Consider the following 26,216-nt stretch of genomic DNA (forward strand, 5'->3'; position numbering starts at 1 on the left):
AAAATTCCATTAAAAATCTTAATCTTCAAATTCTTCTTTCAGAATACGCTTAACATCTTCGATAGTTTCTTCTTCAAGATCTACCATATTCAGAAGACTTTCGGTATCCTTATCTAATACTGACTTCGCAGTAGTAAGACCTACTTTCTTAAATTCATCCAAAATCCACTGCTCAATATCGTCATTAAATTCTCTCAAATCAACATCGTCATCCTCGCTGGATTCTCTATAAACATCAATTTCATATCCGGATAACCAAGAAGCCAGTCTGATATTCTGCCCCTGTTTTCCGATTACTTTGGAAATCTCTTCAACCGGAGTATAAACCAATGCATAGTTTGCATCCTCGTTGATATCAATTTTGTTGACGGTTACATTTCCTAAAGCTCTCTTCACCATGATTTCAGGGTTTTTAGACCACTGAATCACATCAATGTTTTCATTTCTCAACTCTCTTACAACGCCATGAATTCTGGATCCTTTCACTCCCACACAAGCACCTACAGGATCTATTCTGTCATCATAAGCATCTACTGCAATTTTTGCTTTCTCACCAGGGATCCTTACTACTTTCTTAAGCATAATCGTTCCGTCCTGGATTTCAGGAATTTCCAGCTCCAGTAATTTCTCTAGGAATTTTGGTGCAGTTCTGGAAATAATAATCTGTGGCTTTGAACCTTTAAAATCTACTGTCTCAACAATAGCTCTGATATTTTCGCCCTTTTTAAAGAAATCGGACGGGATCTGGTTTTCTTTTGGCAAGATGAATTCGTTCTCCTCATCATCTAACAAGATCACATGCTTGTGACGGATGTGATGAACCTCTCCAATAACAATTTCCCCGATCTTATCTCTGAACTGTTCATAAAGCATTGCATTATTATGCTCCTGAAGTTTTGTAGCCAGGATCTGCTTTAAGGTAAGTATATTTCTTCTACCCAGCTGGGCAACAGGAATTTCCATTGTAAAATCTTCGCCAACTTCAAAAGTAGGATCAATCTTCTTAGCTTCAGAAAGCTCAATTTCCAGATCGTCATCTTCAGACATTTCGTCTTCTACAATCGTTTTATTTAAAAATATCTGAAAATCTCCTTTATCAGGATTCACAATTACATCAAAATGATCATCTGAATCAAATCTTTTTCTTAAAAGGGTCTTCAGTGAATCTTCAATAATTGCCATAAGATCAATCTTACTGATCCCTTTTTCGTCTTTAAAATCACCAAAGGATTCAATCAACGCTATATTATCCATCTATTTTTTTTTCTTTTAAAATTTAATTATTACTAACGCTTTTTTTATCTCAGAGTAAGGAATTTCTTTTTCCTCCTCCACATCCACTTTCCCTTTTCCGACTTCTTTCGGCTTTCGGTAGCGTAAAATAAGTGTAATTTTCTCATCATCCACTTTTGCCAGCTCACCCTCAATTTCAGAAGAATCATTCAGCAAAACTTCTATTTCTCTTCCTAAATTTTTCCTGAACTGTCTTGGAGCGGAAAGCGGCTCACTTAGTCCCGCAGACATTACCTGAAGACTGAAATCATGCTCTTCACGGTCCATATTAAACTCTATCGCACGGCTTGCATCAAGGCAGTCCTGAAGAGTCACCCCATTATCACCATCCAAGATCACCGTAATATCATCTCCTGCAGAAAATTTCAGATCAACAAGAAATAAATCCTTTCTGGTCTCAAGGAATTCATTTAATAATTCTTCAATTCTTTTTCTAAACTCCATACATTAATTATCTTGATTTACAGTACGAAAAAAGGCTTTCTTCCGAAGCCTTCCCATTTTTCCCGTAAATCCACTGCAAATATAAGCATTTTTTCTAAAAAAGCAAAATCTACTTAATTATCAAGTAAATACCTTAAAATTTTGATTAAGGTAAATTAAACAGGCCAGTGAAAGTATTTTTATTATTTTTGTCTGAAATTTAAAAACATACATTTTGAATATAACAATTGTAGGAACAGGTTATGTAGGGCTGGTTACAGGTACTACCCTGGCAGAACTTGGCAATTCAGTATACTGTGTTGATATTGATGAAAAGAAAGTAGAAGGTATGAAAAACGGCATTGTTCCCATCTATGAGCCGAACCTTGAAGAGATGTTTCTGAGAAACATTCAATCCGAAAGATTATTTTTCACCACCAATCTTAAGGAAGCTTTAGATAAAAGCGAAGTTATATACCTGGCGCTACCCACACCGCCAGGAGAAGACGGCTCTGCAGATCTTTCATACGTTATCCAGGTTGCCAATAATATCGGAGAAATGATGACAGAGTACAAGGTTATCGTTAACAAAAGCACTGTTCCCGTAGGAACCGCAGACAGGGTAAGAGAAGTAATTGCTTCTAAAACGGACATTCCTTTTGATGTAGTTTCCAACCCGGAATTCCTAAGAGAGGGCTTTGCCGTGGAGGACTCTATGAATCCTTCAAGAGTCGTTGTGGGTGCCAGCTCTGAAAAAGCAAAAAATATCATGGCTCAGATTTACCAGCCATTTACCAATACAGGAATTCCCATCATCTTTATGGATGAGAAGTCATCGGAGCTAACAAAATATGCCGCCAACTCATTCCTTGCCGTAAAAATCACTTTCATGAATGAAATTGCCAATTACTGCGAGAAAGTAGGTGCTGACGTAGATAAAGTAAGACTTGGAATGGGAAGTGATGACAGAATCGGACACCGGTTTTTATTTCCAGGTATCGGATATGGTGGAAGCTGTTTCCCTAAAGATGTAAAAGCTCTTATAAAGTCAGGAATACAGGAGGATTTCAATTTCCAGATCCTTGAGGCTACGGAAAAGGTAAATACTTCACAAAAAGTAATTTTGGTTTCGGAGATTGAGAAATACTTCGGAGGAGATATCAGCGGAAAGAAAATCGCCATGTGGGGCTTGGCATTTAAGGCTAACACAGACGACATCCGTGAAGCATCTTCTTTAGACAATATTGCTCTTTTACTGGAAAAAGGCGCAGAAATTGCTGCGTATGATGCGGTAGCAGAAAATAACGTAAAGAAACTTCTTGGTGATACGATACATTATGCAAAAGGAATGTATGATGCTCTTGAAGGTGCAGATGCTTTATTCATTGCTACAGAATGGCCTGAATTTAAAAACCCGAATTTTGAACTGATGGCTAAAAAAATGAAAAATAAAGTCATTTTTGACGGAAGAAATATGTATCCATTGGAAATTCCTGCACAGAATGGGTTCCATTATAAAAGTATAGGTAGAAAAACCATAGAGAATAAATAGATGAAAAATATAATTATTACCGGAGGAGCAGGATTTATAGGCTCTCACGTTGTAAGGGAATTTGTGAAAAATAATCCGGACACAACGATCATAAATCTTGACGCACTTACTTACGCCGGAAATCTGGAAAATTTAAAGGATATTGAAAATGAGCCTAATTATGTTTTTGAAAAGGCAGACATTACAAAACCCGAAGAATTAAGAAAAGTATTCGAAAAATATAATCCCGATGCTGTTGTGCATCTGGCGGCAGAAAGTCATGTAGACAGAAGTATTACAGATCCAATGGCATTTATTAATACCAATGTAAACGGTACTGCCAATCTTCTTAATCTGTGTAAGGAATTCTGGACCCTTAATCCGGACCATACGCATGGAAGATTTCCTGATGAGAAAAGGAATAATTTATTTTATCACGTTTCTACGGATGAAGTATACGGAAGTCTTGGCGAAACAGGGTTCTTTTTGGAAACAACCGCTTATGATCCGCAATCTCCATATTCAGCTTCAAAAGCAGCCTCTGACCATCTGGTAAGAGCATATGGAAACACGTATGGAATGCCTTTCATCATCTCCAACTGTTCAAACAATTACGGGCCTAACCATTTCCCTGAAAAATTAATTCCTCTGTGTATTTCCAATATTATTAATGAAAGACCACTGCCAATTTATGGTGACGGAAAATATACAAGAGACTGGTTATTTGTAATAGATCATGCAAAAGGTATCCATCAGATCTTTAATGAAGCTAAAACCGGAGAGACATACAATATCGGGGGATTCAACGAGTGGCAGAATATCGACCTCGTTAAAGAACTGATCAAGCAAATGGATTCCAAATTGGGAAAACCGGAAGGGCATTCAGAAAAATTAATCACTTTCGTAAAGGACAGACCGGGACACGATAAGCGTTATGCTATTGATGCGACTAAACTTAATAAAGATTTAGGCTGGAAACCATCTGTAACTTTCGAGGAAGGTCTTTCAAAAACCATTGACTGGTATCTTGAAAACAAAGAGTGGCTGGAAAATGTAACAAGCGGTGATTACCAGAAATACTACGAGACTCAGTATAATTAACACAAAAAAAATGAAAGGTATTATATTAGCCGGAGGATCCGGGACAAGACTTTACCCTCTTACCATAGCTGTAAGCAAGCAACTGATGCCCGTTTACGATAAGCCAATGATCTATTACCCTCTTTCAACTTTGTTATTGGCTGGAATTAAAGATATTCTGATTATTACGACTCCTCATGACCAGGCAGGATTTATTAAACTTTTAGGTGATGGATCTCAGATCGGGTGTAATATAGAATACGTTGTACAGCCAAGTCCCGACGGACTGGCACAGGCCTTTATTTTAGGTGATCAATTCATCGGCAATGACCCTGTTGCATTGGTTTTGGGTGACAATATCTTCTATGGTTCTGAAATGGGCACTTTACTAAAGAATAAAACCAACCCGGATGGCGGAGTTGTTTTTGCCTACCATGTTTCAGATCCCGAAAGGTACGGCGTTGTGGAATTTGATGATCATTTTAAAGCTGTTTCTATTGAGGAAAAACCTTTAAACCCTAAATCAAATTATGCAGTTCCTGGTCTATACTTTTACGACAATGAGGTAGTGGAGATATCAAAAAATATTCAGCCTTCTCCAAGAGGAGAACTTGAAATTACGGATGTTAACAATGTTTATTTAAGTAAAGGAAAACTTGAAGTAGGTGTTTTGGACAGGGGTACCGCATGGCTTGACACCGGAACTTTTGATTCCCTGAATGATGCTTCTGAATTTGTAAGTGTTATTGAAAAAAGACAGGGCTTCAAAATAGGCTGTATTGAAGAAATTGCATTCCGGAATAAATTCATCAACGAAGAAAAACTGCTGGAAACCGCTGAAAAATATGGCAAAAGCGGTTATGGTGAATACCTGAAACAGCTCGTAAGAAAGTAACATTACATATCCTGAACTTTATACAACTATTGGCTTTATAGCCGATAGTTTTTTAATGTAATATTATCTCGTATTTTCTCTAATTTGAAACACCTATTTGATATAAATTTTTATACTGAGTTACATAATAATAACAGGCTGTACTCCGATAGTAATTTTATAATTAACTTTGAGGGCTTAAAGAATTATTTATAAACATTAATGGAATACAATAAACCGCAAATCATTACATTCGATAAAATAGGATCAACATCACTGGGCTACATTACTATTGCGGAGACTCAGAAAAATGTTCCTTTTGAGATAAAACGTGTCTACTGGACGTATTATACGCCGCATGATGTAACGAGAGGAGGACATGCTCATAAGGCATTGCAGCAGTTTATATTTGCTGTTTCAGGAACCATTATCTTTAATACAGAGGATAAAGATGGGCATAAAGAAGTTTTTACTTTGGATCATCCTACAAAAGGTTTATATATTCCCAAACTGGTATGGCGTGACATTCAGTTTTCCCATAATGCGGTACTGCTATGTCTGGCTTCGGAAGAATATGATGAAGCAGATTACTTCAGAGATTATGAAGAATTTAAAAAGACAACAGCTAAATAATATATGAAATTCGATATAGGAATGTATATATATTTGTAAAAAAGCGATTACCTACCAGCCTTAGTCTCTATGAAATACACCTGGGAGGTGAGGCTTGAAAATTGAAATTAAAAACGGTTACGAAAATGATTAACTTTTTAGATTTAAAAAAAATAAACCTTAAATATCAGGAAGAAATTGAGAATAAACTTTTAAGTGTTTTCCGCAGCGGCTGGTATTTAATGGGAGGCGAACTTAAAAACTTTGAGACCAATCTTGCTTCATATATCGGCTCAGAATATGCTTTAGGGGTAGCCAACGGACTGGACGCCCTTCGCCTTATCTTCCGTGCCTATATTGAATTGGGTATCATGGAGCCGGGTGATGAAGTTCTAGTTCCGGCCAATACTTATATCGCTTCAGTTCTGGCTTTATCAGATAACGGACTCATTCCCGTATTTGTAGAACCGGATGCCAACACCTATAATATTGATATCTCGAAAATTGAAGAAAAAATAACGCCGAAAACAAAAGCCATCCTCATTGTCCACCTTCAGGGGAGAATTGTTTTTTCCGAAGAGCTTAAAAATATAGCATCAAAATATAACCTAAAGATTGTAGAAGATAATGCACAGGCGATTGGTGCAGAATGGAAAAGTATTAAATCAGGAAACCTTGGTGATGCTGCAGGCTTCAGTTTTTATCCAGGTAAAAATCTTGGCGCTTTAGGTGACGCAGGAGCCGTAACCACGAACGATAAACAGGTATACGATGCGATACGCGCTATTGCTAACTACGGCTCAAACCAGAAATATGTCAACATTTATAAAGGATTAAATTCCAGGCTGGATGAAATTCAGGCCGCCGTTCTGGACGTTAAGCTGAAATACATTGACCAAGAAAATGATGCCCGAAGAGACATTGCCAAAAGATTCATCTCTGAGATCAACAATCCCAAGATCACCCTTCCTGAAAATCCGGCTGACGAAAATGAGCATGTATGGCATGTTTTTGTGATAAGAACAGAAAAGAGAGATGAGCTTCAGGCTTATTTAACGGAAAAAGGCATCAGTACCATTATCCACTATCCTATCCCGCCTCACAAGCAGGAAGCATATAAAGAGTACGCACACCTTTCATTCCCGATTACAGAGAAAATGCACCATGAGGTACTGAGTCTTCCCATTTCTTCTGTTTTGGAAGAGGAAGAGATTCAGGCCATTATCAAAGCTGTTAACGCATTTTAAATTATAAAAGCAATACCTGATAAGAAAGCTGCTACAGTGAATATTACAAACAACTTGTCAACAAATAAGATTCTTATTATAAATTTCAATAACTATTGGCTTTATGGCTAATAGTTTTTTGTTCATAATAACAAATATTAATATATTAGTTGTTGGTTTCAGTTTTATATGAATAATTATTCACTAATTGAAAAAGCTAAATAAGAATTAAATATTTTAAATTTGCAAAAACTTACACAAATGAATGAACCACAGCAGAAGTGGACAGAAACGATTGATGCCGAGCATTCTTTATTCGACCTAAAACTTAAAGAGGTCTGGAGATATAAAGATCTGGTCTATATGTTTGTTAAAAGAGACTTTGTTTCCAGCTTTAAACAAACTGTACTGGGACCGGTATGGTTTTTTATTAACCCTATCCTGACCACGATTGTATATCTTGTTGTTTTCGGTAAAATAGCTAAACTTCCTACAGATGGACCTCCCCTCTTATTTTATCTTGCAGGAGTTACCCTTTGGAATTATTTTTCAACCTCACTTATCGCAACATCCAATACATTTGCAGGGAATGCCGGTATTTTTGGAAAAGTTTATTTTCCAAGACTTGTCACTCCATTGTCAATAGTAATATCCAATCTGATGCGGTTTGGAGTACAATTCCTTCTGTTTATCCTTGCCTGGATATATTATCTCAGTAAAGGAGAAGTTCATCCCAACATCTGGGTACTTGCCACACCATTCCTGATCATCCTGATGGCTTTTTTCGCCTTAGGAGTCGGAATGATTTTTTCCTCACTTACTACCAAATACAAAGACCTCAGCATGTTGCTGGGATTCGGAATAAGCCTGTACATGTATGCAACACCGGTCATCTATCCGGTATCTGCACTACAGGGAGTTTTCAGAAAGCTGGCTTATTATAATCCACTGACAGGTGTTTTTGAATGCTTTAAATATGCATGGATCGGTACCGGGGACTTTTCACCTGCAATGCTGGGAGTCAGTTCAGTGATCATTCTGATCCTTCTGATGATAGGCGTTGTTGTTTTCAATAAGGTTGAAAAGACTTTCATGGATACCGTTTAGGAATCATGTTTATTAATTTAAAAATCAATTAAAATATGCTGGCTTTAAAAGCAGAAAATATATCAAAACAGTACCGTCTCGGACAAGTGGGAACAGGTACGCTTTCCCACGATCTGAACAGGTTTTGGCACAAAGTAAGAGGCAAGGAAGATCCGTATTTAAAAATCGGGGAAGCTAACGACAGAGCAACAAAAGGAGATTCTGAATATGTATGGTCACTCCGGGACATCGATTTTGAAATTGAGCAGGGAAGTGCCGTAGGAATCATCGGCAGAAACGGAGCCGGAAAATCCACCCTGCTTAAAATTCTGAGTAAGGTAACCAAACCTACTACAGGAAAAATACACACCAACGGCAGAATTGCTTCTTTACTGGAAGTAGGTACAGGTTTCCACCCTGAAATGACGGGGCGCGAAAATATTTTTCTCAACGGCGCCATTCTCGGAATGACACGGAAAGAAATCACAAGAAAATTTGATGAGATCGTTGCTTTCTCAGGAGTGGAAAGATATATAGATACTCCGGTAAAAAGATATTCTTCCGGAATGTATGTGCGCCTTGCATTTGCAGTGGCTGCCCACCTTGAATCTGAAATTCTTATCGTTGATGAAGTTTTGGCTGTAGGAGATGCTGATTTCCAGAAAAAATGCATTGGAAAGATGGGCGATGTTACCAAAGGAGAAGGAAGAACCATTTTATTTGTAAGCCATAATATGGCCGCCGTAAAACAATTATGCAATACCGGAATTCTTATGAAAAACGGCCAGCTTGCAGATCAGGGCAGCATCAACAGGGTCCTGGAAAATTATATCATCCATGAACTATCACCAAATTCTGAATTCAAATACATTGAAGATCTGAGTAAAAAGGCTCAGATCCATAACGTCAAAATTTTCAATAATAGGAATATTGAGACCATGGAGTTCAGCCATACCGATGATATCAACATCAATATAGACTATGTCAACAGAAGTGTTGACAAGGGAATCCGTGTCAATATTGCCATTTTAGACAAGTTTGAAAATGTTATTTTCATTACAAGAAAAACATTTGATAACATGCATGAACACAGCCTGTCTATACAGATTGAAGGTTACAAGCTTATTCCCAATACCTATATACTTTCTGTGGCATTAGATACTCCGGGAGTTGAGCTTTATGATTATATAAAAGGAGGCATCCAGATCAGCATTGTTGAAACGGGGCATGAAAACTTTCTTACTGGAGATACAGATAATGGGATCATTCATCCTCCTGTCATATGGATGTAAGATAAATTATGAAAAAGATATTAGTTTTATCTACAGGCGATGTAAACGGCGCCTATGAAGCCATGTACAAAGTGGCTCATATTTTTAAAAATATGGGACATGAAGTAGTGATGTGCGTGAAGAATAAAACGAAGGCTGATGATTTTATAAAACCTTATATTCATGTACAGCATTCTCCTGTTACTAAAAACCTGTCTTTAGCAGAACGGGCAATACGGAAAATAAAAGCAAAATTGTTGCAGCCTCAGGCCCAGGCTGCAGTAAAAAAAGCCTTGACAACGGACAGTAAGTATTCTTTTTTAAGCAAAGACGAAATTACAGAGCATATCAATGTAGACAGCCTGTTGAAGTCAGTGGGGTTTATTCCGGATTATATTTTTACCGGTATGACCATTGATTTTCTTAACAGTACGGATCTTTTCAACATTCAAAAAGCCACGCAAGCGAAGGTATACAATATCACGGTGGATATGAATCATTTCACAGGAGGATGTCATTTTTCCTGGGGATGCGAGGGTTATACGAACAGTTGTGATAACTGCCCGGCAATCCCCGATGAATCCCAAAAGCATGTGGCAAAGGACAATCTGGAAAGGAAATATCAAAATGCTCAAAAAGCCTCTTTTCAAATTATTGCAGGATCAGGTTTAACCCTGGAGCAGGCAAAGAAATCAAAAATCTACAGAGCACAGAAAACGATCTACAATATCAACAGCCTGATAGACACTACCCTTCTCAACGATCAAAACAAAAGTATCGCGAAAAAGATTTTTTCTTTGGAAGAAGAGAATTTTTATATCCTCACCGGAGCACAGAACATGGAAGATCCGCGGAAAGGCTTTAAATATCTTATTGAAGCTTTAGAAATCCTGGATCAGCAGCTTCCGGAAGATCTGAAAAAGAAAATAAACCTTTTAGTTGTTTCCAACAGTATAAATAAGGAATTCGACAGGGTTACTTTTAAGAAGCAGAAAATAGATTATATCAAGGACTACAGACTTTTATCATTATTGTATCAGGCAACGGATGTGTTTATCAACTCTTCCATTGAGGATTCCGGACCGATGATGGTTTCAGAGGCCTTAGCCTGCGGAACTCCCGTGGTAGGCTTCGATACAGGAGTACTCACTAATATGGTCATAGACGATTACAACGGATATAAAATTCCTATGAAAGACAGCCGACAGCTGGCAGAAGGAATTAAAAAAATATTCGAGCTGGATAAAAACCAATATGCAGTTTTCTCAAAAAACGCTGTACAACAGGTTCAGGAATTTTCCTCGTATGAATATGCAGAAGAAATTTTTACCAAAATTTTAGAACAGGATGATCAAAAGACTTTATAATAAAAAAATTTCCGGGCTCGGTCTTTCCATTTTCAGGATTGCCTACACATTGGTGTTATTCTGTGAAGTCGTCCAGTTCAATTATTTCAGACACTTGATCTTTGATAAAATTCCATTTCTGGATCCTGCGGAAATTGATTTTGGAATTCCTATAAAAATATGGATGATGGCCCTCATTTTTATCATGCTGGGACTTTTCACAAGACTGGCAACCATTGTCAATTATCTGATGACCATTATCCTTATTGGCAGCATCAATAGCTACGAGTACCATATGTTTTATGCCTATCTTGGGATGAACTTTCTCTTGTTGTTCCTGCCTGTATCCAGGAATCTCTCTCTGGATCGTCTTCTGCTGAAATATAAATATTCGAATACCAGGTTCCAGTATAATCCTCCTGAAAAAGTAAGTGTTTTATCTAACCTCATCCCTGTTTTTATTGGGATGGCTTTTGTATATTTTGATTCTATATTTTATAAATTTACATCCGCATACTGGACCGTAGGCTTGGGTATGTGGTACCCTACCAGCATCCCTTTTACCAACTATATTTCTATACCCAATATACTGGATCAGAAATATCTGATGCTTTTCCTGGGATATCTAACCATGATTTTCGAATTGGTCTTCATTTTTACTTTTTTCAGAAAAAAATGGAGGGTCCCTCTACTGATCATCGGATTGGGCCTACATTTGGGTATATTGATCTGCTATCCTATTCCGTGGTTCGGATTGGGCATGTGTGCCATTTACCTGTTGATGGTTCCTGTTTCCTGGTGGGAAAAACTATTTAAAAGCTCTGAAAAACCGGCTAGGCTCATTTTTTATTATGATGGTGAATGTCCTTTGTGCAACCGTACCAAGATTACAATACAACATTTTGATATTTCAAAAAGGATTGATTTCAAAACGGTACAGTATTACGCAGAACAAAATGAATTACTGAAAAATATTCCTACAGACACCCTTCTGGATGACATTCATTCTGTACGAAACGGAAAAGTATATAAAGGACTGGATACCTATATTCAGGTGTTCAGTGCCATCACTTACCTAAAACCATTAAGCTGGATCTTACGTATTCCCGGAATTTATCATACAGGAAAAGCGGTCTATCAATATGTAGCCAAAAACAGAAATACAGAGCGCTGTACGGAAGAAAACTGCGGCTATACACCACCGGTAATTCCTCCTGATGAAGATAAATTGAAAATTCTTCAGCATTACACTCTTGAAGATCTCAAAATCTCTTTCATCAAAATTAGCCTGTGTATCATCATAGCTTTGCAGGTGATTGTTTCTTATAATTCAATTCAAAAAAAGGGAGGTTTTGAAAATACTTCACTGGGAAAACAAATGAGTACAATCTCAGATGCAGTGGAAAAGCCATCGAAAACCTATCTGGGAATTACCCATCATGCTGTTTTTATGGACTATCATTTTAGTCAATATAATCATATTATTTCTGTTGTTTACGTTGATAAGACAGGACGCGAAGTTTGGCTTCCCATAATCGACAAGGATGGTACCGCCGGAGATTATCTCTATGGCCCGACATGGATCAAATGGTCTTTCCGCACTACAGATAACATTATTAACCAGGAAAATTTAAAAAGAGGAATAAGAGATTTTACAGCATTTTGGGCTAGCATGAATGGCGTAAGTCTGAAAGATGCAACTTTTATAATCAAAGTAAAAAAGATTGACACTCCTCACAATTGGGAAAAAGGTTTTTTAAAGAAACAAATGGAAAAGCCATGGATAGACGCAGGAGTTGCCACTTGGCATAATAAGGAGTACTCTATAAACATTCAGGAAATTGAAAGCTTATAACATTCGCTAAAAATATTAACCTCAAATTTTAAAATAAACAATGAAAAAGATTGCAATATTAGGAGCCAGCTACTTACAGCTGCCTCTTGTTCAAAAAGCAAAAAAGAACGGACTGGAAGTTCATTGTTTTGCATGGGACGACGGCAAGGCTGTTTGTAAAGATATTGCCGATCATTTTTATGACGTTTCAGTTTTAGAAAAAGAAATTATTCTTGAAGAATGTAAAAAAATAGGAATACACGGCATTCTTACCATAGCTACGGACATCTGCATTCCCACTATAGCGTACGTAGCAGCCAATTTGGGACTGGTGGGGAACAGCATTGAATGTTCATTGCTGACCACCAATAAATCCTTAATGAGGAAATGCTTCGAGGAAAATGGTATAGCATCTCCCCGGTCTATTACAGTTTCCGAATTTAACGCAAAAGACTTTGAATCATTTACTTATCCTATTATTGTAAAACCGTCCGACAGGTCGGGAAGTTTAGGGGTAATAAAAGCTACTTCTGCAGAAGAATGCAAAAAAGCGATAGAAAATGCAGTACATGTGTCTTTTTCTAAAACCTGTGTAGCAGAAGAGTTTATCAAAGGAAAAGAAGTGAGTGTAGAAACAATCAGTTACAAAGGTGAGCACCTTATTATTACCATAACAGATAAAGAAATAACAGAAGAACCTTATTTCGTGGAGCTGGCACATCATCAGCCAAGCTCTCTTTCCGAAGAGATCAAAAATAGAATCCATGAGATCAGTTACCAGATCCTGAACGCCACAAAGGTTGAAAACGGAGCTTCCCATATAGAACTTATGATTACTGAAGAAGGGAAAATTTACCCTATAGAAATCGGAAGCCGTATGGGTGGTGATTTTATTGGTTCTGATCTTGTTCAGCTATCTGCCGGATTCGATTATTTGCAGGCTGTACTGGAGATAGCCTTAGATCAGTATATTTTACCTGCAAATGTACAGTCAATAGCCTATTCCGGCGTTTACTTTTTATCGGAAGAAACAGCATTTCTTCTTCCTGTTATCAACGGTGATCAAGAAGAAGATTATATTGTCAAAAAAGAAATTTTATCAGATCATCTTAAACCTGCTCACTCCAGCAATGACAGATCCGGTTATCTGATTTACAAATCTGACCGTAAAATAATGTTAGGATAAAAAGTTGATATAACTTTATAATAAAGCACAGAATAATTTTATAAAAATCATGAAACGAATCGCCATTATCGGATCCGGACATTTGGGACAGCAGATTGCCTATCATATTCATCATGACTCCAGCGATAAGGTGGTTGCATTCTTTGATGAATTTCAGCCACTCAATACTCTTATTGACCATATTCCTGTTATTGGAGGTAATAATGATGTAATACCTAAATATCAGCAAAATGAATTTGATGCTGTTCTGATCGCTATCGGCTATAAGCATCTTGATGCCAAAAAAGAACTGTTTCAGAACCTTGAAGGAAAAGTCCCGTTTCATACTTTTATCCACTCTTCCTGTTACACGGATCAGTCTGCGTCTATCGGGCAGGGATCAGTAATATATCCCGGCTGCATTATTGACCAGAATGTTAAGATCGAAGATAATGTGCTCATGAATATTTCCTGTACCGTAGCGCATGATACGGTCATCGGAAAACATTCTTTTCTGTCTCCGTCCGTTGCGATTGCAGGATTTGTAAACATAAAAGAACAGTGCATTATAGGTATTAATTCCACCATTATAGATAATCTTACAATGGCTGCCAAAACCCAGATCGGTGGCGGAGGCGTGGTTATTAAAGATATTAATGAACCGGGGCTGTATGTAGGAAATCCTGTTAAATTTATACGATAAATGGATTCAAAAAAGCATATTTTTTTTGGTGGATTAAATGAATTAAGGGCAATTGCCGCTTTCGCTGTTATCCTGCACCACATTGAGCTTTTCAAACACCGGGACAAAATGGATTCCTTGTTTGGCTCAAAATATACGGCATATTTCATTGAGCATTTAGGCAAAAACGGTGTTCATCTTTTCTTTGTACTTAGTGGTTTTCTGATCACGTATCTTTTATTATCAGAAAAAAAGAAAAACAGCCGCATAGATTTTAAAAAATTCTATCTCAGAAGAATATTCAGAATATGGCCATTGTACTATATTATCATTTTAATTTCTTTTCTTCTCATTCCTGCTTTAGTAAATTCCTTTCAGATATTTTCAATAACACCTTCATATTATAATCGAATCATAGATCCTTCAAATTATGATTTAAAAGCGATATTACTTTATGCTTTATTTCTTCCTAATTTTGCTTTATATGCGGGAAAAGTAATTGTAGGAGCATCCCAGTCCTGGTCCGTGGGCGTGGAGGAACAATTTTATATAGTCTGGCCCATTATCGTTTCTTTTATTACCCGAAAATTAATAGCTGCAGTTTTTGGATCTATTTTAATTGCCTTTATTATAACCAATCTTCAATTCCCCAATTCTCTATTAGGCACACTGGCTGCGGTCATTCCGTTCGAATTTATGGCGATTGGTGCATTAGGAGGTTATTTTTATTCGGAATATTCCGGGGCTATCACACAATATACAAAAAGCAAATCCATTTATATAGCCGTACTTTTATTAATAGGATTTCTAATTGCTGCTCCGGTATTCACACTCTATGTTCAGAATATTATTTTGGGATTTGTATTTCTGCTATTGATACTGGTCAGCATCAACCAGTCAAACCCAATTACCTTTAAAAGCAAATATTTTTCCTATCTGGGAAACATCTCTTATGGAATTTATATGTACCATCCTTTCGTGATGTTTTTGCTATTCCCTGTTTTTTATAAGATATTAGCATTTTATAATAATATATTTGTATTTAATATCGGAATATATATTGGTATTCCAGCTTTAACTGTTTTTATCAGTTATATTTCTTTCACATATATTGAAAAAAGATTTATAAAAATTAAAGATTCAAAATTTAAAACACTATGATCCCATTTAATAAGCCATTTATAGTAGGAAATGAACTTAAATATATTGAAGAAGCGGTAAAAAGCGGTAAAATTTCCGGCGATGGAATTTTCACAAAGAAATGCCACACCTTTTTTGAAGAAAAATTTGGCTTTCAAAAAGTGCTGCTTACCACATCATGTACCGATGCATTGGAAATGGCCGCTATTTTATGTGATATCCAGCCTGGAGATGAAGTGATTGTTCCCAGCTATACCTTTGTTTCATCCGCCAATGCTTTCGTTTTGCGTGGTGCCCGAATCGTTTTTGTGGATTCATATTCCGACAATCCCAATATAGATCCTGAAGAAATAGAAAAACATATTACCGAAAAGACAAAAGTCATCGTTCCCGTACATTATGCAGGTGTTGCCTGTGATATGGAAAAAATTATGGCTCTGGCTAAAAAACACAGCCTCTTTGTCGTGGAAGATGCTGCACAGGCCATTGACAGCTATTATACTTTTTCCGACGGCACCAAAAAAGCATTGGGATCCATTGGAGATTTCGCTGCTTTCTCGTTTCATGAAACCAAGAATATCATCTGTGGAGAAGGAGGAATGCTCGTGATCAATAATCCAGAGTACAATGTACGTGCTGAGATCATCCGTGAAAAAGGAACCAACAGAAGTGCATTTTTCAGAGGAGAAGTTAATAAATATGGCTGGGTAGATCTGGGATCATCCTTTCTTCCTTCCGAAATACTTTCTGCATTTTTGTATGCACAGCTTGAAAACCTGGGTACCATCCAGGAAAAAAGAATCAGAATCTGGAACGAATATTACAGCAGCCTGCAGCCGTTACAGGAAAAAGGATTTATAACGCTGCCTGAAATACCGGCTTTTGCGACCAATAATGCCCATATGTTCTTTATCATCTGCAGAAGCTATGAAGAAAGATCCAACCTCATCCAGTTTTTAAAAACAAAAGAAATTCACCCTGTATTTCATTATCTGAGTCTGAATAAAAGCGATTTCTTTTTAAAAGATAATTCTCCTATTGATATTCCGAATTCAGATCATTTTACAGACTGTCTGCTGAGGCTTCCTTTCTATTATGAACTTGAAGAAGCAGAACAAAAGAATATCAACAGCCTGATTCATGAGTATTATTCATCACTGGAAAAGTAGACGGAAAAATATGAGCTTTATAAAAAAACATATTATTAAATTTTTATTCGGAATTTTGCATTCCGAAGCTTATAAAAAATATAAACAGCAGCAGAATAACAGTTGGGCAAAAGCCAATTTCAAAGCTTTCGGAAAGCAGTCAGGTTTTCCTGAAACATTTTGGATCAAAAATCCCCAATATATAAGCATCGGTGATAATTTCAGCTCATTATTCAATCTGAGACTTGAGGCATGGGATAATTTTTACGGAAAATCTTTCCAGCCGGAGATTCATATCGGAAATAATGTGAATTTTAATTCTGATGTTCACATCGGAGCTATTGATAAGATCAGCATTGGCAATAATGTGCTTATGGCCAGCAGGATATATATTTCGGACCATTATCATGGGAATATCAGCGCCGAAGACCTGGATAAGTTTCCTGCCGAAAGACCTCTGTCTTCCAAAGGTCCGGTGATCATAGAAGACAATGTTTGGATCGGAGAAGGGGTCTGCATACTACCCGGAGTTACGATTGGCGAAAACTCTATTATAGGCGCCAATTCCGTTGTTAACAAAAGCTTTCCAAAGAACTCTGTTATAGCAGGAATACCTGCCAGACTGATAAAAACACTAGAAAAATAATTTATGAAACAAATAAAAACGCTTGCATTCTATCTTCCCCAGTACCATCCCATTCCTGAAAATGATGAATGGTGGGGAAAAGGATTTACGGAATGGACTAATGTAGGAAAGGCGAAACCTTTATTTGAAGGGCATGAACAGCCTATCTGCCCTGCAGATCTGGGATATTATGATCTGCGCGTTCCTGAAGTGAGAGAACAGCAGGCCCAGATGGCACGCGATTATGGGGTACACGGCTTTATTTATTATCATTACTGGTTTGGAAACGGAGTACAGCTGCTTGAACGCATTGCCAATGAAGTACTGGAATCCGGAAAACCGGACTTTCCATTCTGTTTCTGCTGGGCCAACGAAACGTGGTCTGGAATCTGGCACGGCTTAAAAGATAAAGTGTTGGCAGAGCAAATATATTCTGATGAAGATTTGGAAGCCCATTTTAAATATCTGCTGCCTTTCTTTAAGGATTCCCGCTACATTAAAGTAGACAACAAACCTGTATTGGTAGTCTATGACCCGATGCACATCCAAGAAAAAGCTCCGGAATATCTTGAGAAATTCAGGAGTCTGGCGAAAGAAAACGGTTTTGATGGTCTCTATTTAATGGCTAGTAATAAAACAGAAGACAGTCATGGGTATCAGAAATTAGGATATCAGGCAAAAATATCAAACGCTTTTATGAGGGCATGGCGGCCTCATATGAATAAAAAGCCTTATATCTCTGCAAAACAGTATTATAGCAACAGAATCAAGGGCCTTTTAGGACTTAAAACAACTGATTTTCAAAAGCCTGTTGATATTCAGAATACACCGGATGTAGTTAATGATCTTCATTTTGAGGAAACAGATGTTGATACATTTCCATGCATTCTTCCCAATTGGGATAATACCCCGAGGAGTGGTACCCGTGGAATTATTTTAGGAAATAACAGTCCTGAACTTTTTGAAAAACAAGTTGAAAAAGCATCCTCTTTTCTGAAAGATAAAAATTATACTGAAAAATTTCTGGTGGTAAAATCCTGGAATGAATGGGCAGAAGGAAATATCCTGGAACCGGACCGCAAACACGGATTCGGTTATCTGGAAGCTCTGAAAAAGGTATTATCAAAAGAAAAATAAGGATGAGCAAAATAAGTGTTTTAATCGCCAATTATAATAATGGACATTTCTTCAAAGAATGCTTTGACAGTCTTGTTGCTCAGACTTTTACAGATTGGGAGGCTGTTATTCTGGACGACACCTCCAAGGACAATTCTCTTGAACTCATCAGGAATATAACTAAAGATGATTCCCGTTTTAAAATTCATGCCAATGAGTCTAATAAGGGCGTGGGCTACACAAAAAGAAAACTGGTGGAACTAAGCAGTTCTGAAATCTGTGGATTTTTGGATCCTGATGATGCTTTGACCAGTAACGCACTGGAAATTGTATTTAAAACCCATTCAGAAAATCCGGATGTGGGTTTGGTCTATTCCAATTTCATTTTCTGCGATGATCATCTGAATCAGATAAGAATCCATAAGGGAACTCAGATTACCGGATTGGATGAGAAATATTTGAACTTTCATGCAGAGATCTCCCATTTTGCCACGTTTAAAAAATCCATTTATAATAAGACATCAGGCATTGATACTTATCTGAAAATGGCCGAAGATAAAGACTGGTACATGAAGATGTGTGAGGCTGCTCCGGTAAAATACATAGATGAAGATCTTTATCTTTACAGAGTACATGGCGGCGGAATATCCAATAAAAGTGAAAATCAGGCAGCTTATTGGCATTGGGTTGCGCTTATAAAAATGGCTGAACGAAGAAATATTAATATTGAAGAACTTTTTTTAGACAACTATGTCCGGATGGGGCAGTATATTAAGGAAACCACCCACAATACAAATCTGAAAAGAGAAATCAAAAATTCCCGATGGGTAAAACTGGGAAACAAGCTGGGTCTGTGTAAATTTTATAAATACCTGTGATGAACAATACAGCAATTTCCGTAATCGTTCCCTGCTACAATCAGGCTGATTATCTTGATGAATGCCTGCAATCCTTAATGGATCAGACTTTCACGGACTGGGAGTGTATTATTGTGAATGACGGATCCACCGACAACACCGAAGAAATTATCAGAAATTGGACCGAAAAAGATTCCCGTTTTCAGTATATCAGTAAAGAAAACGGTGGAATTTCCTCTGCCCGGAATGCGGGACTTCAACAGGCTTCTGGAGATTATATACAGTTTCTTGATTCTGATGATACTTTACACCGTGAAAAGTTTGCAAAAAGCCTTTCTGACGGTGAAAAATATCCGCTGATCATAAGCCAGTTCACTATTTACAGGAACAAAAACCATTATCCTGGATACAACCGCATTGAAAAAGATTTTGCAACCTTCGAAAATATTGTATTCGGGTGGAACCTTAAATTTACGATTCCCATTCACTGTGCTTTAATTGCAAGAAAACTTCTGGAAGGGTTTGCATTTGACACTTCTTTAAGCATTCATGAAGACTGGCTGATGTGGATGTATATCACGAAAAATAATCCTGATGTACTTCTGATTGATGAGCCACTGGCCCATTACCGGAAAGAAGATGATAAAAAAAGCTTATCCTCTGATGCCTACAAAGTCCTGCGCCAAAGAATAGACCTTCTTCCCATATTAAAGAAATTATATGGAGATGACCTTCACGACAGGCTTGCCTATTATATGATTGATTTCCATATGACCCAGCTTTCAGAGCTGAAGCACGAGTTTAAAAAAGCAACCGGCGGTAAGGTAGTTTCCGGATATCTTGCCCTGAAAAGATATTATTACAGCCTTTTTCAGAAAAAAAACTGAGAAATCCAGATATTATGACCTCATCTGTAGCACTATGCACCTATAATGGCGAAGTTTATATTGCCGAACAGCTGGACAGTATTCTGAGCCAGACCTTACCGGTTTCTGAAATTGTAATCTGTGATGACGGTTCTACAGACCGTACATTAGAAATACTTTCCCGTTATGCAGAACAGTATCCGGAGATGATCATGATCCACCAAAACCAAGAAAACCTGGGATATGTGCGGAATTTTGAAAAAGCCATGAGCTTATGTTCCGGTGACATTGTACTCTTGTGTGACCAGGACGACCGCTGGTACAGCAATAAAACCGAAGTGATCAACAGAGTCTTTGAAAATCATAATGATATTCATGCAGTATGTCATAATATTAAGCTTTTCGGTGAAACGATGAACGGTCAGGAAAGCCTGAATTACTGGGATATTGAAAACTTTAACCCTGAACATTGTAAAGGTTCGCAAGGAATACTTAAAAGATTATTATATCAGGGTAATGTATTTCCCGGAATGAGTATGGCTGTCCGGAATATCTTTCTAAAAAAACACCTGCCCCTGAAAAGAGTCAATGAGACGATCATTCACGATTACGAGCTTCTTCTTATTGCTGCTGACAAAAATTCTCTTTGGATAGAAGATTCTGTTCTGGGAGAATACAGAATTCATCCTAAACAGAATATCGGTTTTAATACGGTCTCAAAATTCACTGCTGAAGAGAAAAAACCGTTGACCCGCGACAATATTTTTGTATTATTCAAAAGATATCCTTTCGTAAAACAAGTAGTCTCCGGATTACATTTAAATACAGATTTGAATACCGGATACGTCAATTACTGCCACACCCAATACAGAGAATATCTTAAACAAATCCCTTTTCCGGATCGTTTTATAACCCAAATAAAAATGAAATACTATTTTCATATCTTTGATTTTTTAAAATAAAAACCACTGATTTACAAGATATAGATATGAAATTCTGTTCCCCTTATATAAAACACCTAATGAAAAAAACCAACGTATGATTATCGGAAATGGTATTATAGCCAATGCTGTAAAATCTTATGACAGAAATGACACCATTTTCTTTGCTTCCGGCGTTTCAAACTCGCTGGAAACAAGGACCTCAGAATTTGAAAGAGAGCTTTCTCTTTTAAAAGCTGTACATGATGAAAATAAAGAAAAAAAACTGGTCTATTTTTCTACACTAAGCATTTATGACCAATCCAAGCAGGACAGCCCCTATGTAATTCACAAAAAGGCCATCGAAACTTATATTGAAAACAATGCCGGAAGCTTTCTTATTTTAAGAATAGGAAATATTGTAGGTAAAGGAGGAAATCCCAATACGCTTTTTAATTTTCTCAAGGCACAGATTGCAGCTAAAAAAGAGTTCTCACTGCATCTTAAGGCCAGAAGGCTGCTTGTAGATATTGAAGACATTTCAAAATTTTTAGACTCTCACTGTTTAACCCTGAATAATAAAACGTTCAGCTTTGCCTTTCCCTATTATTATGATCTGAAAGAAATTATTAAAGCTATTGAGACAGAAACTGGTAACACAGCCTGTTACTCGGAGATCGATGAAGGTGACTTTTATCAAGTAGATTTTGATGAAGATACAAAGATATTTTTCTCAGGAATAAATCCTGGAGACTATCTGGAATCCATAACCCGAAAGTATATTTAGAAAACCGCCATGCTTAGTATTCACGTTATTATTGTTACGTACAATGCCATGAAATGGGCCGAAAGATGCTTTACCAGTTTAAAGCATTCCTCACTTCCGGTACAGTGTATCGCCATAGACAACGGATCTTCGGACGGAACTCAGGAATATATTAAAAACCATTTCCCGGAAGTTCATTTTATACAGTCTGAACAGAATCTTGGGTTTGGAAAAGCCAATAATTTAGGTATAGAAACCGCCTACAAAAAAGGTGCTGATTTCTTTTATCTGATGAATCAGGACGCATGGCTATATGAAGACAGCATGGAAAAACTGCTGGAAGTTTATCATTCTCATCCCAATAAAGAGGAAATAGGCATTATAAGCCCTATTCACATAGACGGAACCGAAAAGAAGCTTGATATATTCTTAGATAAATATATTGCTCATAACTATGAGAAAACAAGACTGATATCTGATCTGTATTTTCAGACACTGAAACCTTATTATGAGATCAGTTTTGTCAATGCCGCACACTGGCTGCTACCAAAAAAAACGATAGAAACTGTAGGAGGCTTCAATCCTTATTTCTTTCATTACGGTGAAGATAATGAATATGTTAACAGACTTCATTTCCACAGAAAGAAAATAATTCTTGTTCCGGGCAGTAAGGTAGTCCATGACGGTAAACAGTCTCTAGGTAAAGTAGATTATACCCGGTATAAAGATCTCAGTCTGGAAACAAAGATCATCAACCCTAACCTTCCGGATGCCCTGAAGTCAGAAAAAAAAGCCTTGCTTCAAAGTATCTTTAAAAATTCGGCATCGGGTAAACTTAGGATTTCGAAACAGCTGGTGGAGAAATATAAAAAGATATCCGCAGAGGCTGATATTCTGAGTAAAATAAGAACAGAGGTAAGCCAGGAAGGACCTACGTTTTTAAAAATATAATTATTTTATGTATTTTTAAACTTTATTAACACAATGAATCGAAAAATAACCCTCGTAATACCGGTTTATCGTTCGGCCCAATTCCTTCACAAAACTTTAGAAGCCGTTGACACCCAAAAAAAGGAGTCCGGCTGGGATTTGGAAGTTGTTCTGGTGGAAGATGGAAGCCCGGATAACAGTTTCGAAGTGGTGGAAGAGCTTGCCGGGAGATATCCTTATATCAAAGGAATTAAACTTTCAAGAAATTTCGGCCATCAGATTGCTGTAAAAACAGGTCTCCATTATGCTACCGGCGATTATATTGCTATTATTGATGATGATTTACAGGATCCTCCGTCCCTGCTTCCCCGTTTTTTTGCCCAACTTGATTTAGGGTACGAAGTTGCCTATGGTGTCAGAAGAAAAAGAAAAGAAAGCAGGCTAAAAAAAATGGCATATACCGGATTTTACAGACTGCTTGATTCTATAAGTGAGACCAAAATTCCTTTAGATTCTGGTGATTTCTGCGTAATGACAAAGAATGTAAAAGATAAAATGCTAACCCTTAATGAACAGAACCCTTATCTGAGAGGAATAAGAGCCTGGGTCGGCTTTAAGCAAATCGGTCTGGAATATGACAGAAGCGCAAGAATAGAAGGAGAATCCGGATATTCATTAAAAAAGCTTATAAAAATTGCTAAAGACGGTATTTTTTCCTTTTCATCCCTGCCTCTACAGATCATTAGTATACTCGGAAATGTAGGTTTACTGATCTCTATATTATTCAGCCTTTTTACGATTATAAGATATTTTACAAATGAGATTGAAGTAGCCGGTTATACCACAATTATCATTATTATTCTTTTCTTCAATTCTATCCTGCTGATCAGCTTAGGAATTATAGGAGAATATATTTACAGAATTTATAACGAGGTGAGAAACAGGCCGTATACCATCATCGAAAAAACAGTCAATACCTAAAATTTCAGTATCTCCCAATATTACATACCCTTTAAACGTTAAATACACAGATGAAAGACAAAATAGAATCAATTATTGATACCGCTAAGTTTAATTATGAATACAAAAACGGGAAATTTGTATTTCTTGAATTCGATGAAGACATTGTTTCTGATTCTTTAGACAAGATCAAAACATTTTTCAAAAAATATGTATGGTTATATGAGCTTCTCATTTATATCATCGCTCCATTATATCCTTCGAGATATTTTTTCTTAAGAAGAGTTCTTAAAAAAACCAAAAATACCGATAAGATTGTTGTCAATCTCGGAAGCGGATATACAGACCTTAGGGATGATATCATCAATGTTGATCTTATTCCATACAATCCAGTGAATGTCGTTTGCGATATTACCAAACTGCCTTTTAAAGATAATTCTATAGATCAGATCATTAATATTGCTGTCCTGGAACATGTTCCTGATCCGCAGGCTGTTATTGCAGAGATCTACAGGGTTTTGAAGCCGGGTGGAGAACTCTTATGCGAAATTCCTTTTATGCAGGCTTTTCATGCCTCTCCTTATGATTTCCAAAGATATACTTATGAAGGGATCAAAGTACAGTTCAGTGCTTTTAAAGACCTTAAAATACATTCCATAAGCCCTACAGGAGGGATGCTATGGCCTTTACAGGAATGGATTGTCATGCTGTTCTCTTTCGGGATAAAACCTCTTCACAATATCTTACTGATCATTGTGATGTGCCTTACCTTCCCTATTAAATTTCTGGATGTGATTTTACAGTATCACCCGATGAGTAAAAATATTGCTTCTGCATTTATTTTTGAATGTAAAAAATAATATGCCATGAACAATCTACTCCAAAATCCAGTTAAAATATCAATTTATTTTGTATTTATAATTGGATCTTTACTGCTGGCATATCTTACCTACGCCAACCTTGACAAGGGGTTTATTTTTAATGACGAAGCCTATTATCTGTCCTATTACAAAAATAAGGGGGAGAGTTTAAGTTTTGACAGAACCAACTTTTTCAGGATATTCAGGTTTCTGTATACTCCTAATGTTTATCATTTCAGAATTATTTCTATCACAACCCTGGTGCTGAGTAATTTTTTACTTTGCTTTTCGGTCTTTAAATACCTTAATTTAAAAAACAATATTTTTATTTTAAGCCTTCTAGGTATTCTTATTGGGTTTGAAAGCTGGAGTATCAGTAATCTTATTATTCATCAGTATATTGGAAATACTATATTAGTGAACACCGGAGTTTCATTGATATTGATCTCATTGATCACCAAAAGACAAATCGTTCAGGTTTTAGGCGGTTTTGTATTAGCCTTTGTCCTGTTCAACGGCAATTCCCATAGTATTGTTTTAGCTCCCATATTTGCTTTTATCATTTTATGTGATCCCAAGCGGTGGAAAGCTAATATTATGTGGTTTTTAACAGGTCTTATACTGGGAATTCTTATCTATTTCACTTTCCTTGATACTTTAGATAATTTTATTGATCAGTTCAGATTCCTGAAGGATTATCTTGGCTTTCATAAGAAACAGCACTCCAAAACTTTTATGGTGTTTTGGTGTATTTATCTTTTCCTGAATGGAATTTTACCAGCCGTAATAACGCTTTTCATATTATGGAGATCAAAATTCTCTGAGAGCTCCGTTAAAGTTTTAGATAAAGTCTTAGCAGTTATTGGGATGATCACTCTAGGATTGTTTATATTCTCAAGTTCCTGGTATATTTTTTCTTTTATTCTTTTCGCCCATCTGCTTGCTGTAAGATTTTGGGCCAGCAAAACAGAATCCAAAGAAAATAAATATCTGATTATTCTAATTTTAATTATCCCTTACTGCCTGGCGTTTGGCTCTCAAACATGGTTTCATTTGCGTCTTCCCGTCTATAAATATTACTATTTCCTTCTTGTATTTATATGCTTAATAAGATTGTATAAGAATATTCTCTGGATGTCGGGTTATCTTGTAGCTGTGTCCCTGATGATTATTGCCTTTCCTGATACCCTTCATATAAAAGGGTGGAAAGACTTTATATTTACAGAACAGACAGAAAAAGTAAAAGTAAACGGATATGATCTCTATCTGGATAAACAAAGGAAAAAAGACCTAGAAGATTTACGTCCATACCTGCAGAATCAGTCTAATGTAATTTACTCAAGCAATCATTTGATAGGATATCTGTATATTCTGGATGCCAACCCTCCTATCTATTATTACTTTCCCTTAAAAGATTATATGCATTATATCATTAAAAAGCTGAATAAAACTCCGGATGATTATATCTATATTGAAAGTAACGACTATCCTTTCAGCCCGAAAGAATTCGTACCTTTAAAATTCGTAAATCATCCTGAACACTATAAAGTGATAAAAACAGGCAGATTTACCTTATACCTTCCCTCTCAATTAAAATAATTAAAC

The 26,216-nt window shown here is 36.8% G+C and carries 25 protein-coding genes; 23 read left to right on the forward strand and 2 right to left on the reverse strand.

Annotated elements, in window-relative coordinates:
- Positions 1–18: 18 nt before the first annotated feature.
- A complete protein-coding gene (nusA, locus tag J4Q03_RS08415; protein WP_426047748.1) occupies positions 19–1,254 on the reverse strand; it encodes a transcription termination factor NusA in 1,236 nt (411 codons plus the stop codon).
- 15 nt (positions 1,255–1,269) lie between these two features.
- Positions 1,270–1,737: a ribosome assembly cofactor RimP gene (rimP, locus tag J4Q03_RS08420; protein ID WP_426047749.1), complete on the reverse strand. Its 468-nt coding sequence runs from the start codon at positions 1,735–1,737 to the stop codon at positions 1,270–1,272.
- Between the two features lie 214 nt (positions 1,738–1,951).
- Between rimP and J4Q03_RS08425 the strand changes: the two genes are divergently transcribed.
- The 23 genes from J4Q03_RS08425 (at position 1,952) to J4Q03_RS08535 (ending at position 26,210) form a co-directional block, all read left to right on the forward strand.
- Positions 1,952–3,268, forward strand: coding sequence for a UDP-glucose dehydrogenase family protein (locus J4Q03_RS08425; protein WP_426047750.1), 1,317 nt, complete (start codon positions 1,952–1,954; stop codon positions 3,266–3,268).
- A complete protein-coding gene (gene rfbB / locus J4Q03_RS08430; RefSeq protein ID WP_426047751.1) occupies positions 3,269–4,348 on the forward strand; it encodes a dTDP-glucose 4,6-dehydratase in 1,080 nt (359 codons plus the stop codon). It abuts the gene before it with no gap.
- Between the two features lie 10 nt (positions 4,349–4,358).
- The gene (gene rfbA, locus J4Q03_RS08435; RefSeq protein ID WP_426047752.1) at positions 4,359–5,222 is read left to right on the forward strand and encodes a glucose-1-phosphate thymidylyltransferase RfbA; all 864 of its coding nucleotides are present in this window, start codon (positions 4,359–4,361) and stop codon (positions 5,220–5,222) included.
- A 201-nt stretch (positions 5,223–5,423) separates the two neighbouring features.
- Positions 5,424–5,834, forward strand: a complete 411-nt coding sequence (locus J4Q03_RS08440; protein ID WP_426047753.1) for a sugar 3,4-ketoisomerase — start codon at positions 5,424–5,426, stop codon at positions 5,832–5,834.
- Between the two features lie 125 nt (positions 5,835–5,959).
- The gene (locus tag J4Q03_RS08445; protein ID WP_426047754.1) at positions 5,960–7,060 is read left to right on the forward strand and encodes a DegT/DnrJ/EryC1/StrS family aminotransferase; all 1,101 of its coding nucleotides are present in this window, start codon (positions 5,960–5,962) and stop codon (positions 7,058–7,060) included.
- 240 nt (positions 7,061–7,300) lie between these two features.
- On the forward strand, positions 7,301–8,146 hold the full coding sequence (locus tag J4Q03_RS08450; protein WP_426047755.1) for an ABC transporter permease: 846 nt from the start codon (positions 7,301–7,303) through the stop codon (positions 8,144–8,146).
- A gap of 35 nt (positions 8,147–8,181) precedes the next feature.
- A complete protein-coding gene (locus tag J4Q03_RS08455; protein ID WP_426047756.1) occupies positions 8,182–9,417 on the forward strand; it encodes an ABC transporter ATP-binding protein in 1,236 nt (411 codons plus the stop codon).
- An 8-nt stretch (positions 9,418–9,425) separates the two neighbouring features.
- A complete protein-coding gene (locus J4Q03_RS08460) occupies positions 9,426–10,763 on the forward strand; it encodes a glycosyltransferase (RefSeq protein ID WP_426047757.1) in 1,338 nt (445 codons plus the stop codon).
- Positions 10,744–12,597, forward strand: coding sequence for a DCC1-like thiol-disulfide oxidoreductase family protein (locus J4Q03_RS08465; RefSeq protein ID WP_426047758.1), 1,854 nt, complete (start codon positions 10,744–10,746; stop codon positions 12,595–12,597). Before J4Q03_RS08460 ends, J4Q03_RS08465 begins: the two co-directional genes overlap by 20 nt.
- Before the next feature lie 40 nt (positions 12,598–12,637).
- Complete coding sequence (locus J4Q03_RS08470) at positions 12,638–13,762, forward strand: ATP-grasp domain-containing protein (protein WP_426047759.1); 1,125 nt, start codon at positions 12,638–12,640, stop codon at positions 13,760–13,762.
- Between the two features lie 49 nt (positions 13,763–13,811).
- Positions 13,812–14,444, forward strand: a complete 633-nt coding sequence (locus J4Q03_RS08475) for an acetyltransferase (protein ID WP_426047760.1) — start codon at positions 13,812–13,814, stop codon at positions 14,442–14,444.
- Complete coding sequence (locus J4Q03_RS08480) at positions 14,445–15,584, forward strand: acyltransferase family protein (RefSeq protein ID WP_426047761.1); 1,140 nt, start codon at positions 14,445–14,447, stop codon at positions 15,582–15,584.
- On the forward strand, positions 15,581–16,732 hold the full coding sequence (gene rffA / locus J4Q03_RS08485; RefSeq protein ID WP_426047762.1) for a dTDP-4-amino-4,6-dideoxygalactose transaminase: 1,152 nt from the start codon (positions 15,581–15,583) through the stop codon (positions 16,730–16,732). Before J4Q03_RS08480 ends, rffA begins: the two co-directional genes overlap by 4 nt.
- Positions 16,733–16,742: 10 nt before the next feature.
- Positions 16,743–17,357: a DapH/DapD/GlmU-related protein gene (locus tag J4Q03_RS08490; protein ID WP_426047763.1), complete on the forward strand. Its 615-nt coding sequence runs from the start codon at positions 16,743–16,745 to the stop codon at positions 17,355–17,357.
- Positions 17,358–17,360: 3 nt separating this feature from the next.
- A complete protein-coding gene (locus J4Q03_RS08495) occupies positions 17,361–18,473 on the forward strand; it encodes a glycoside hydrolase family 99-like domain-containing protein (RefSeq protein ID WP_426047764.1) in 1,113 nt (370 codons plus the stop codon).
- A gap of 2 nt (positions 18,474–18,475) precedes the next feature.
- Positions 18,476–19,330 (forward strand): glycosyltransferase family 2 protein, encoded by an 855-nt coding sequence (locus tag J4Q03_RS08500; protein WP_426047765.1) that lies wholly within the window; start codon positions 18,476–18,478, stop codon positions 19,328–19,330.
- Positions 19,330–20,196 carry a glycosyltransferase family 2 protein gene (locus J4Q03_RS08505; RefSeq protein ID WP_426047766.1) on the forward strand — a complete coding sequence of 289 codons (867 nt, stop codon included), beginning with the start codon at positions 19,330–19,332 and terminating at the stop codon, positions 20,194–20,196. The genes J4Q03_RS08500 and J4Q03_RS08505 overlap by 1 nt, the downstream gene beginning before the upstream one ends.
- Positions 20,197–20,210: 14 nt before the next feature.
- On the forward strand, positions 20,211–21,137 hold the full coding sequence (locus tag J4Q03_RS08510; RefSeq protein WP_426047767.1) for a glycosyltransferase: 927 nt from the start codon (positions 20,211–20,213) through the stop codon (positions 21,135–21,137).
- A gap of 76 nt (positions 21,138–21,213) precedes the next feature.
- On the forward strand, positions 21,214–21,882 hold the full coding sequence (locus J4Q03_RS08515) for an NAD-dependent epimerase/dehydratase family protein (protein ID WP_426047768.1): 669 nt from the start codon (positions 21,214–21,216) through the stop codon (positions 21,880–21,882).
- Positions 21,883–21,891: 9 nt separating this feature from the next.
- Positions 21,892–22,812: a glycosyltransferase family 2 protein gene (locus tag J4Q03_RS08520; RefSeq protein ID WP_426047769.1), complete on the forward strand. Its 921-nt coding sequence runs from the start codon at positions 21,892–21,894 to the stop codon at positions 22,810–22,812.
- Positions 22,813–22,845: 33 nt separating this feature from the next.
- Positions 22,846–23,772: a glycosyltransferase family 2 protein gene (locus tag J4Q03_RS08525; RefSeq protein WP_426047770.1), complete on the forward strand. Its 927-nt coding sequence runs from the start codon at positions 22,846–22,848 to the stop codon at positions 23,770–23,772.
- Between the two features lie 50 nt (positions 23,773–23,822).
- Positions 23,823–24,611, forward strand: coding sequence for a class I SAM-dependent methyltransferase (locus J4Q03_RS08530; protein WP_426047771.1), 789 nt, complete (start codon positions 23,823–23,825; stop codon positions 24,609–24,611).
- Positions 24,612–24,617: 6 nt separating this feature from the next.
- Entirely contained in the window at positions 24,618–26,210 is a 1,593-nt protein-coding gene (locus J4Q03_RS08535; protein ID WP_426047772.1) for a hypothetical protein, read from the forward strand.
- Positions 26,211–26,216: the final 6 nt, after the last annotated feature.

Origin of the sequence: Chryseobacterium sp. NFX27 (assembly GCF_049887855.1) — a bacterium.
GTDB lineage: Bacteria > Bacteroidota > Bacteroidia > Flavobacteriales > Weeksellaceae > Chryseobacterium.

Bases quoted from the DNA above. Each gene is read 5' to 3' on its own strand.
- rffA (WP_426047762.1), top strand. From the start codon at position 15,581: ATGATCCCATTTAATAAGCCATTTATAGTAGGAAATGAACTTAAATAT.
- J4Q03_RS08465 (WP_426047758.1), top strand. From the start codon at position 10,744: ATGATCAAAAGACTTTATAATAAAAAAATTTCCGGGCTCGGTCTTTCC.
- J4Q03_RS08475 (WP_426047760.1), top strand. From the start codon at position 13,812: ATGAAACGAATCGCCATTATCGGATCCGGACATTTGGGACAGCAGATT.
- J4Q03_RS08535 (WP_426047772.1), top strand. From the start codon at position 24,618: ATGAACAATCTACTCCAAAATCCAGTTAAAATATCAATTTATTTTGTA.
- J4Q03_RS08505 (WP_426047766.1), top strand. From the start codon at position 19,330: ATGAACAATACAGCAATTTCCGTAATCGTTCCCTGCTACAATCAGGCT.
- J4Q03_RS08525 (WP_426047770.1), top strand. From the start codon at position 22,846: ATGAATCGAAAAATAACCCTCGTAATACCGGTTTATCGTTCGGCCCAA.
- J4Q03_RS08450 (WP_426047755.1), top strand. From the start codon at position 7,301: ATGAATGAACCACAGCAGAAGTGGACAGAAACGATTGATGCCGAGCAT.
- J4Q03_RS08490 (WP_426047763.1), top strand. From the start codon at position 16,743: ATGAGCTTTATAAAAAAACATATTATTAAATTTTTATTCGGAATTTTG.
- J4Q03_RS08470 (WP_426047759.1), top strand. From the start codon at position 12,638: ATGAAAAAGATTGCAATATTAGGAGCCAGCTACTTACAGCTGCCTCTT.
- J4Q03_RS08460 (WP_426047757.1), top strand. From the start codon at position 9,426: ATGAAAAAGATATTAGTTTTATCTACAGGCGATGTAAACGGCGCCTAT.
- J4Q03_RS08515 (WP_426047768.1), top strand. From the start codon at position 21,214: ATGATTATCGGAAATGGTATTATAGCCAATGCTGTAAAATCTTATGAC.
- J4Q03_RS08440 (WP_426047753.1), top strand. From the start codon at position 5,424: ATGGAATACAATAAACCGCAAATCATTACATTCGATAAAATAGGATCA.
- J4Q03_RS08500 (WP_426047765.1), top strand. From the start codon at position 18,476: ATGAGCAAAATAAGTGTTTTAATCGCCAATTATAATAATGGACATTTC.
- J4Q03_RS08520 (WP_426047769.1), top strand. From the start codon at position 21,892: ATGCTTAGTATTCACGTTATTATTGTTACGTACAATGCCATGAAATGG.
- rfbB (WP_426047751.1), top strand. From the start codon at position 3,269: ATGAAAAATATAATTATTACCGGAGGAGCAGGATTTATAGGCTCTCAC.
- J4Q03_RS08510 (WP_426047767.1), top strand. From the start codon at position 20,211: ATGACCTCATCTGTAGCACTATGCACCTATAATGGCGAAGTTTATATT.
- J4Q03_RS08445 (WP_426047754.1), top strand. From the start codon at position 5,960: ATGATTAACTTTTTAGATTTAAAAAAAATAAACCTTAAATATCAGGAA.
- nusA (WP_426047748.1), bottom strand. From the start codon at position 1,254: ATGGATAATATAGCGTTGATTGAATCCTTTGGTGATTTTAAAGACGAA.
- rfbA (WP_426047752.1), top strand. From the start codon at position 4,359: ATGAAAGGTATTATATTAGCCGGAGGATCCGGGACAAGACTTTACCCT.
- rimP (WP_426047749.1), bottom strand. From the start codon at position 1,737: ATGGAGTTTAGAAAAAGAATTGAAGAATTATTAAATGAATTCCTTGAG.
- J4Q03_RS08455 (WP_426047756.1), top strand. From the start codon at position 8,182: ATGCTGGCTTTAAAAGCAGAAAATATATCAAAACAGTACCGTCTCGGA.
- J4Q03_RS08495 (WP_426047764.1), top strand. From the start codon at position 17,361: ATGAAACAAATAAAAACGCTTGCATTCTATCTTCCCCAGTACCATCCC.
- J4Q03_RS08480 (WP_426047761.1), top strand. From the start codon at position 14,445: ATGGATTCAAAAAAGCATATTTTTTTTGGTGGATTAAATGAATTAAGG.
- J4Q03_RS08530 (WP_426047771.1), top strand. From the start codon at position 23,823: ATGAAAGACAAAATAGAATCAATTATTGATACCGCTAAGTTTAATTAT.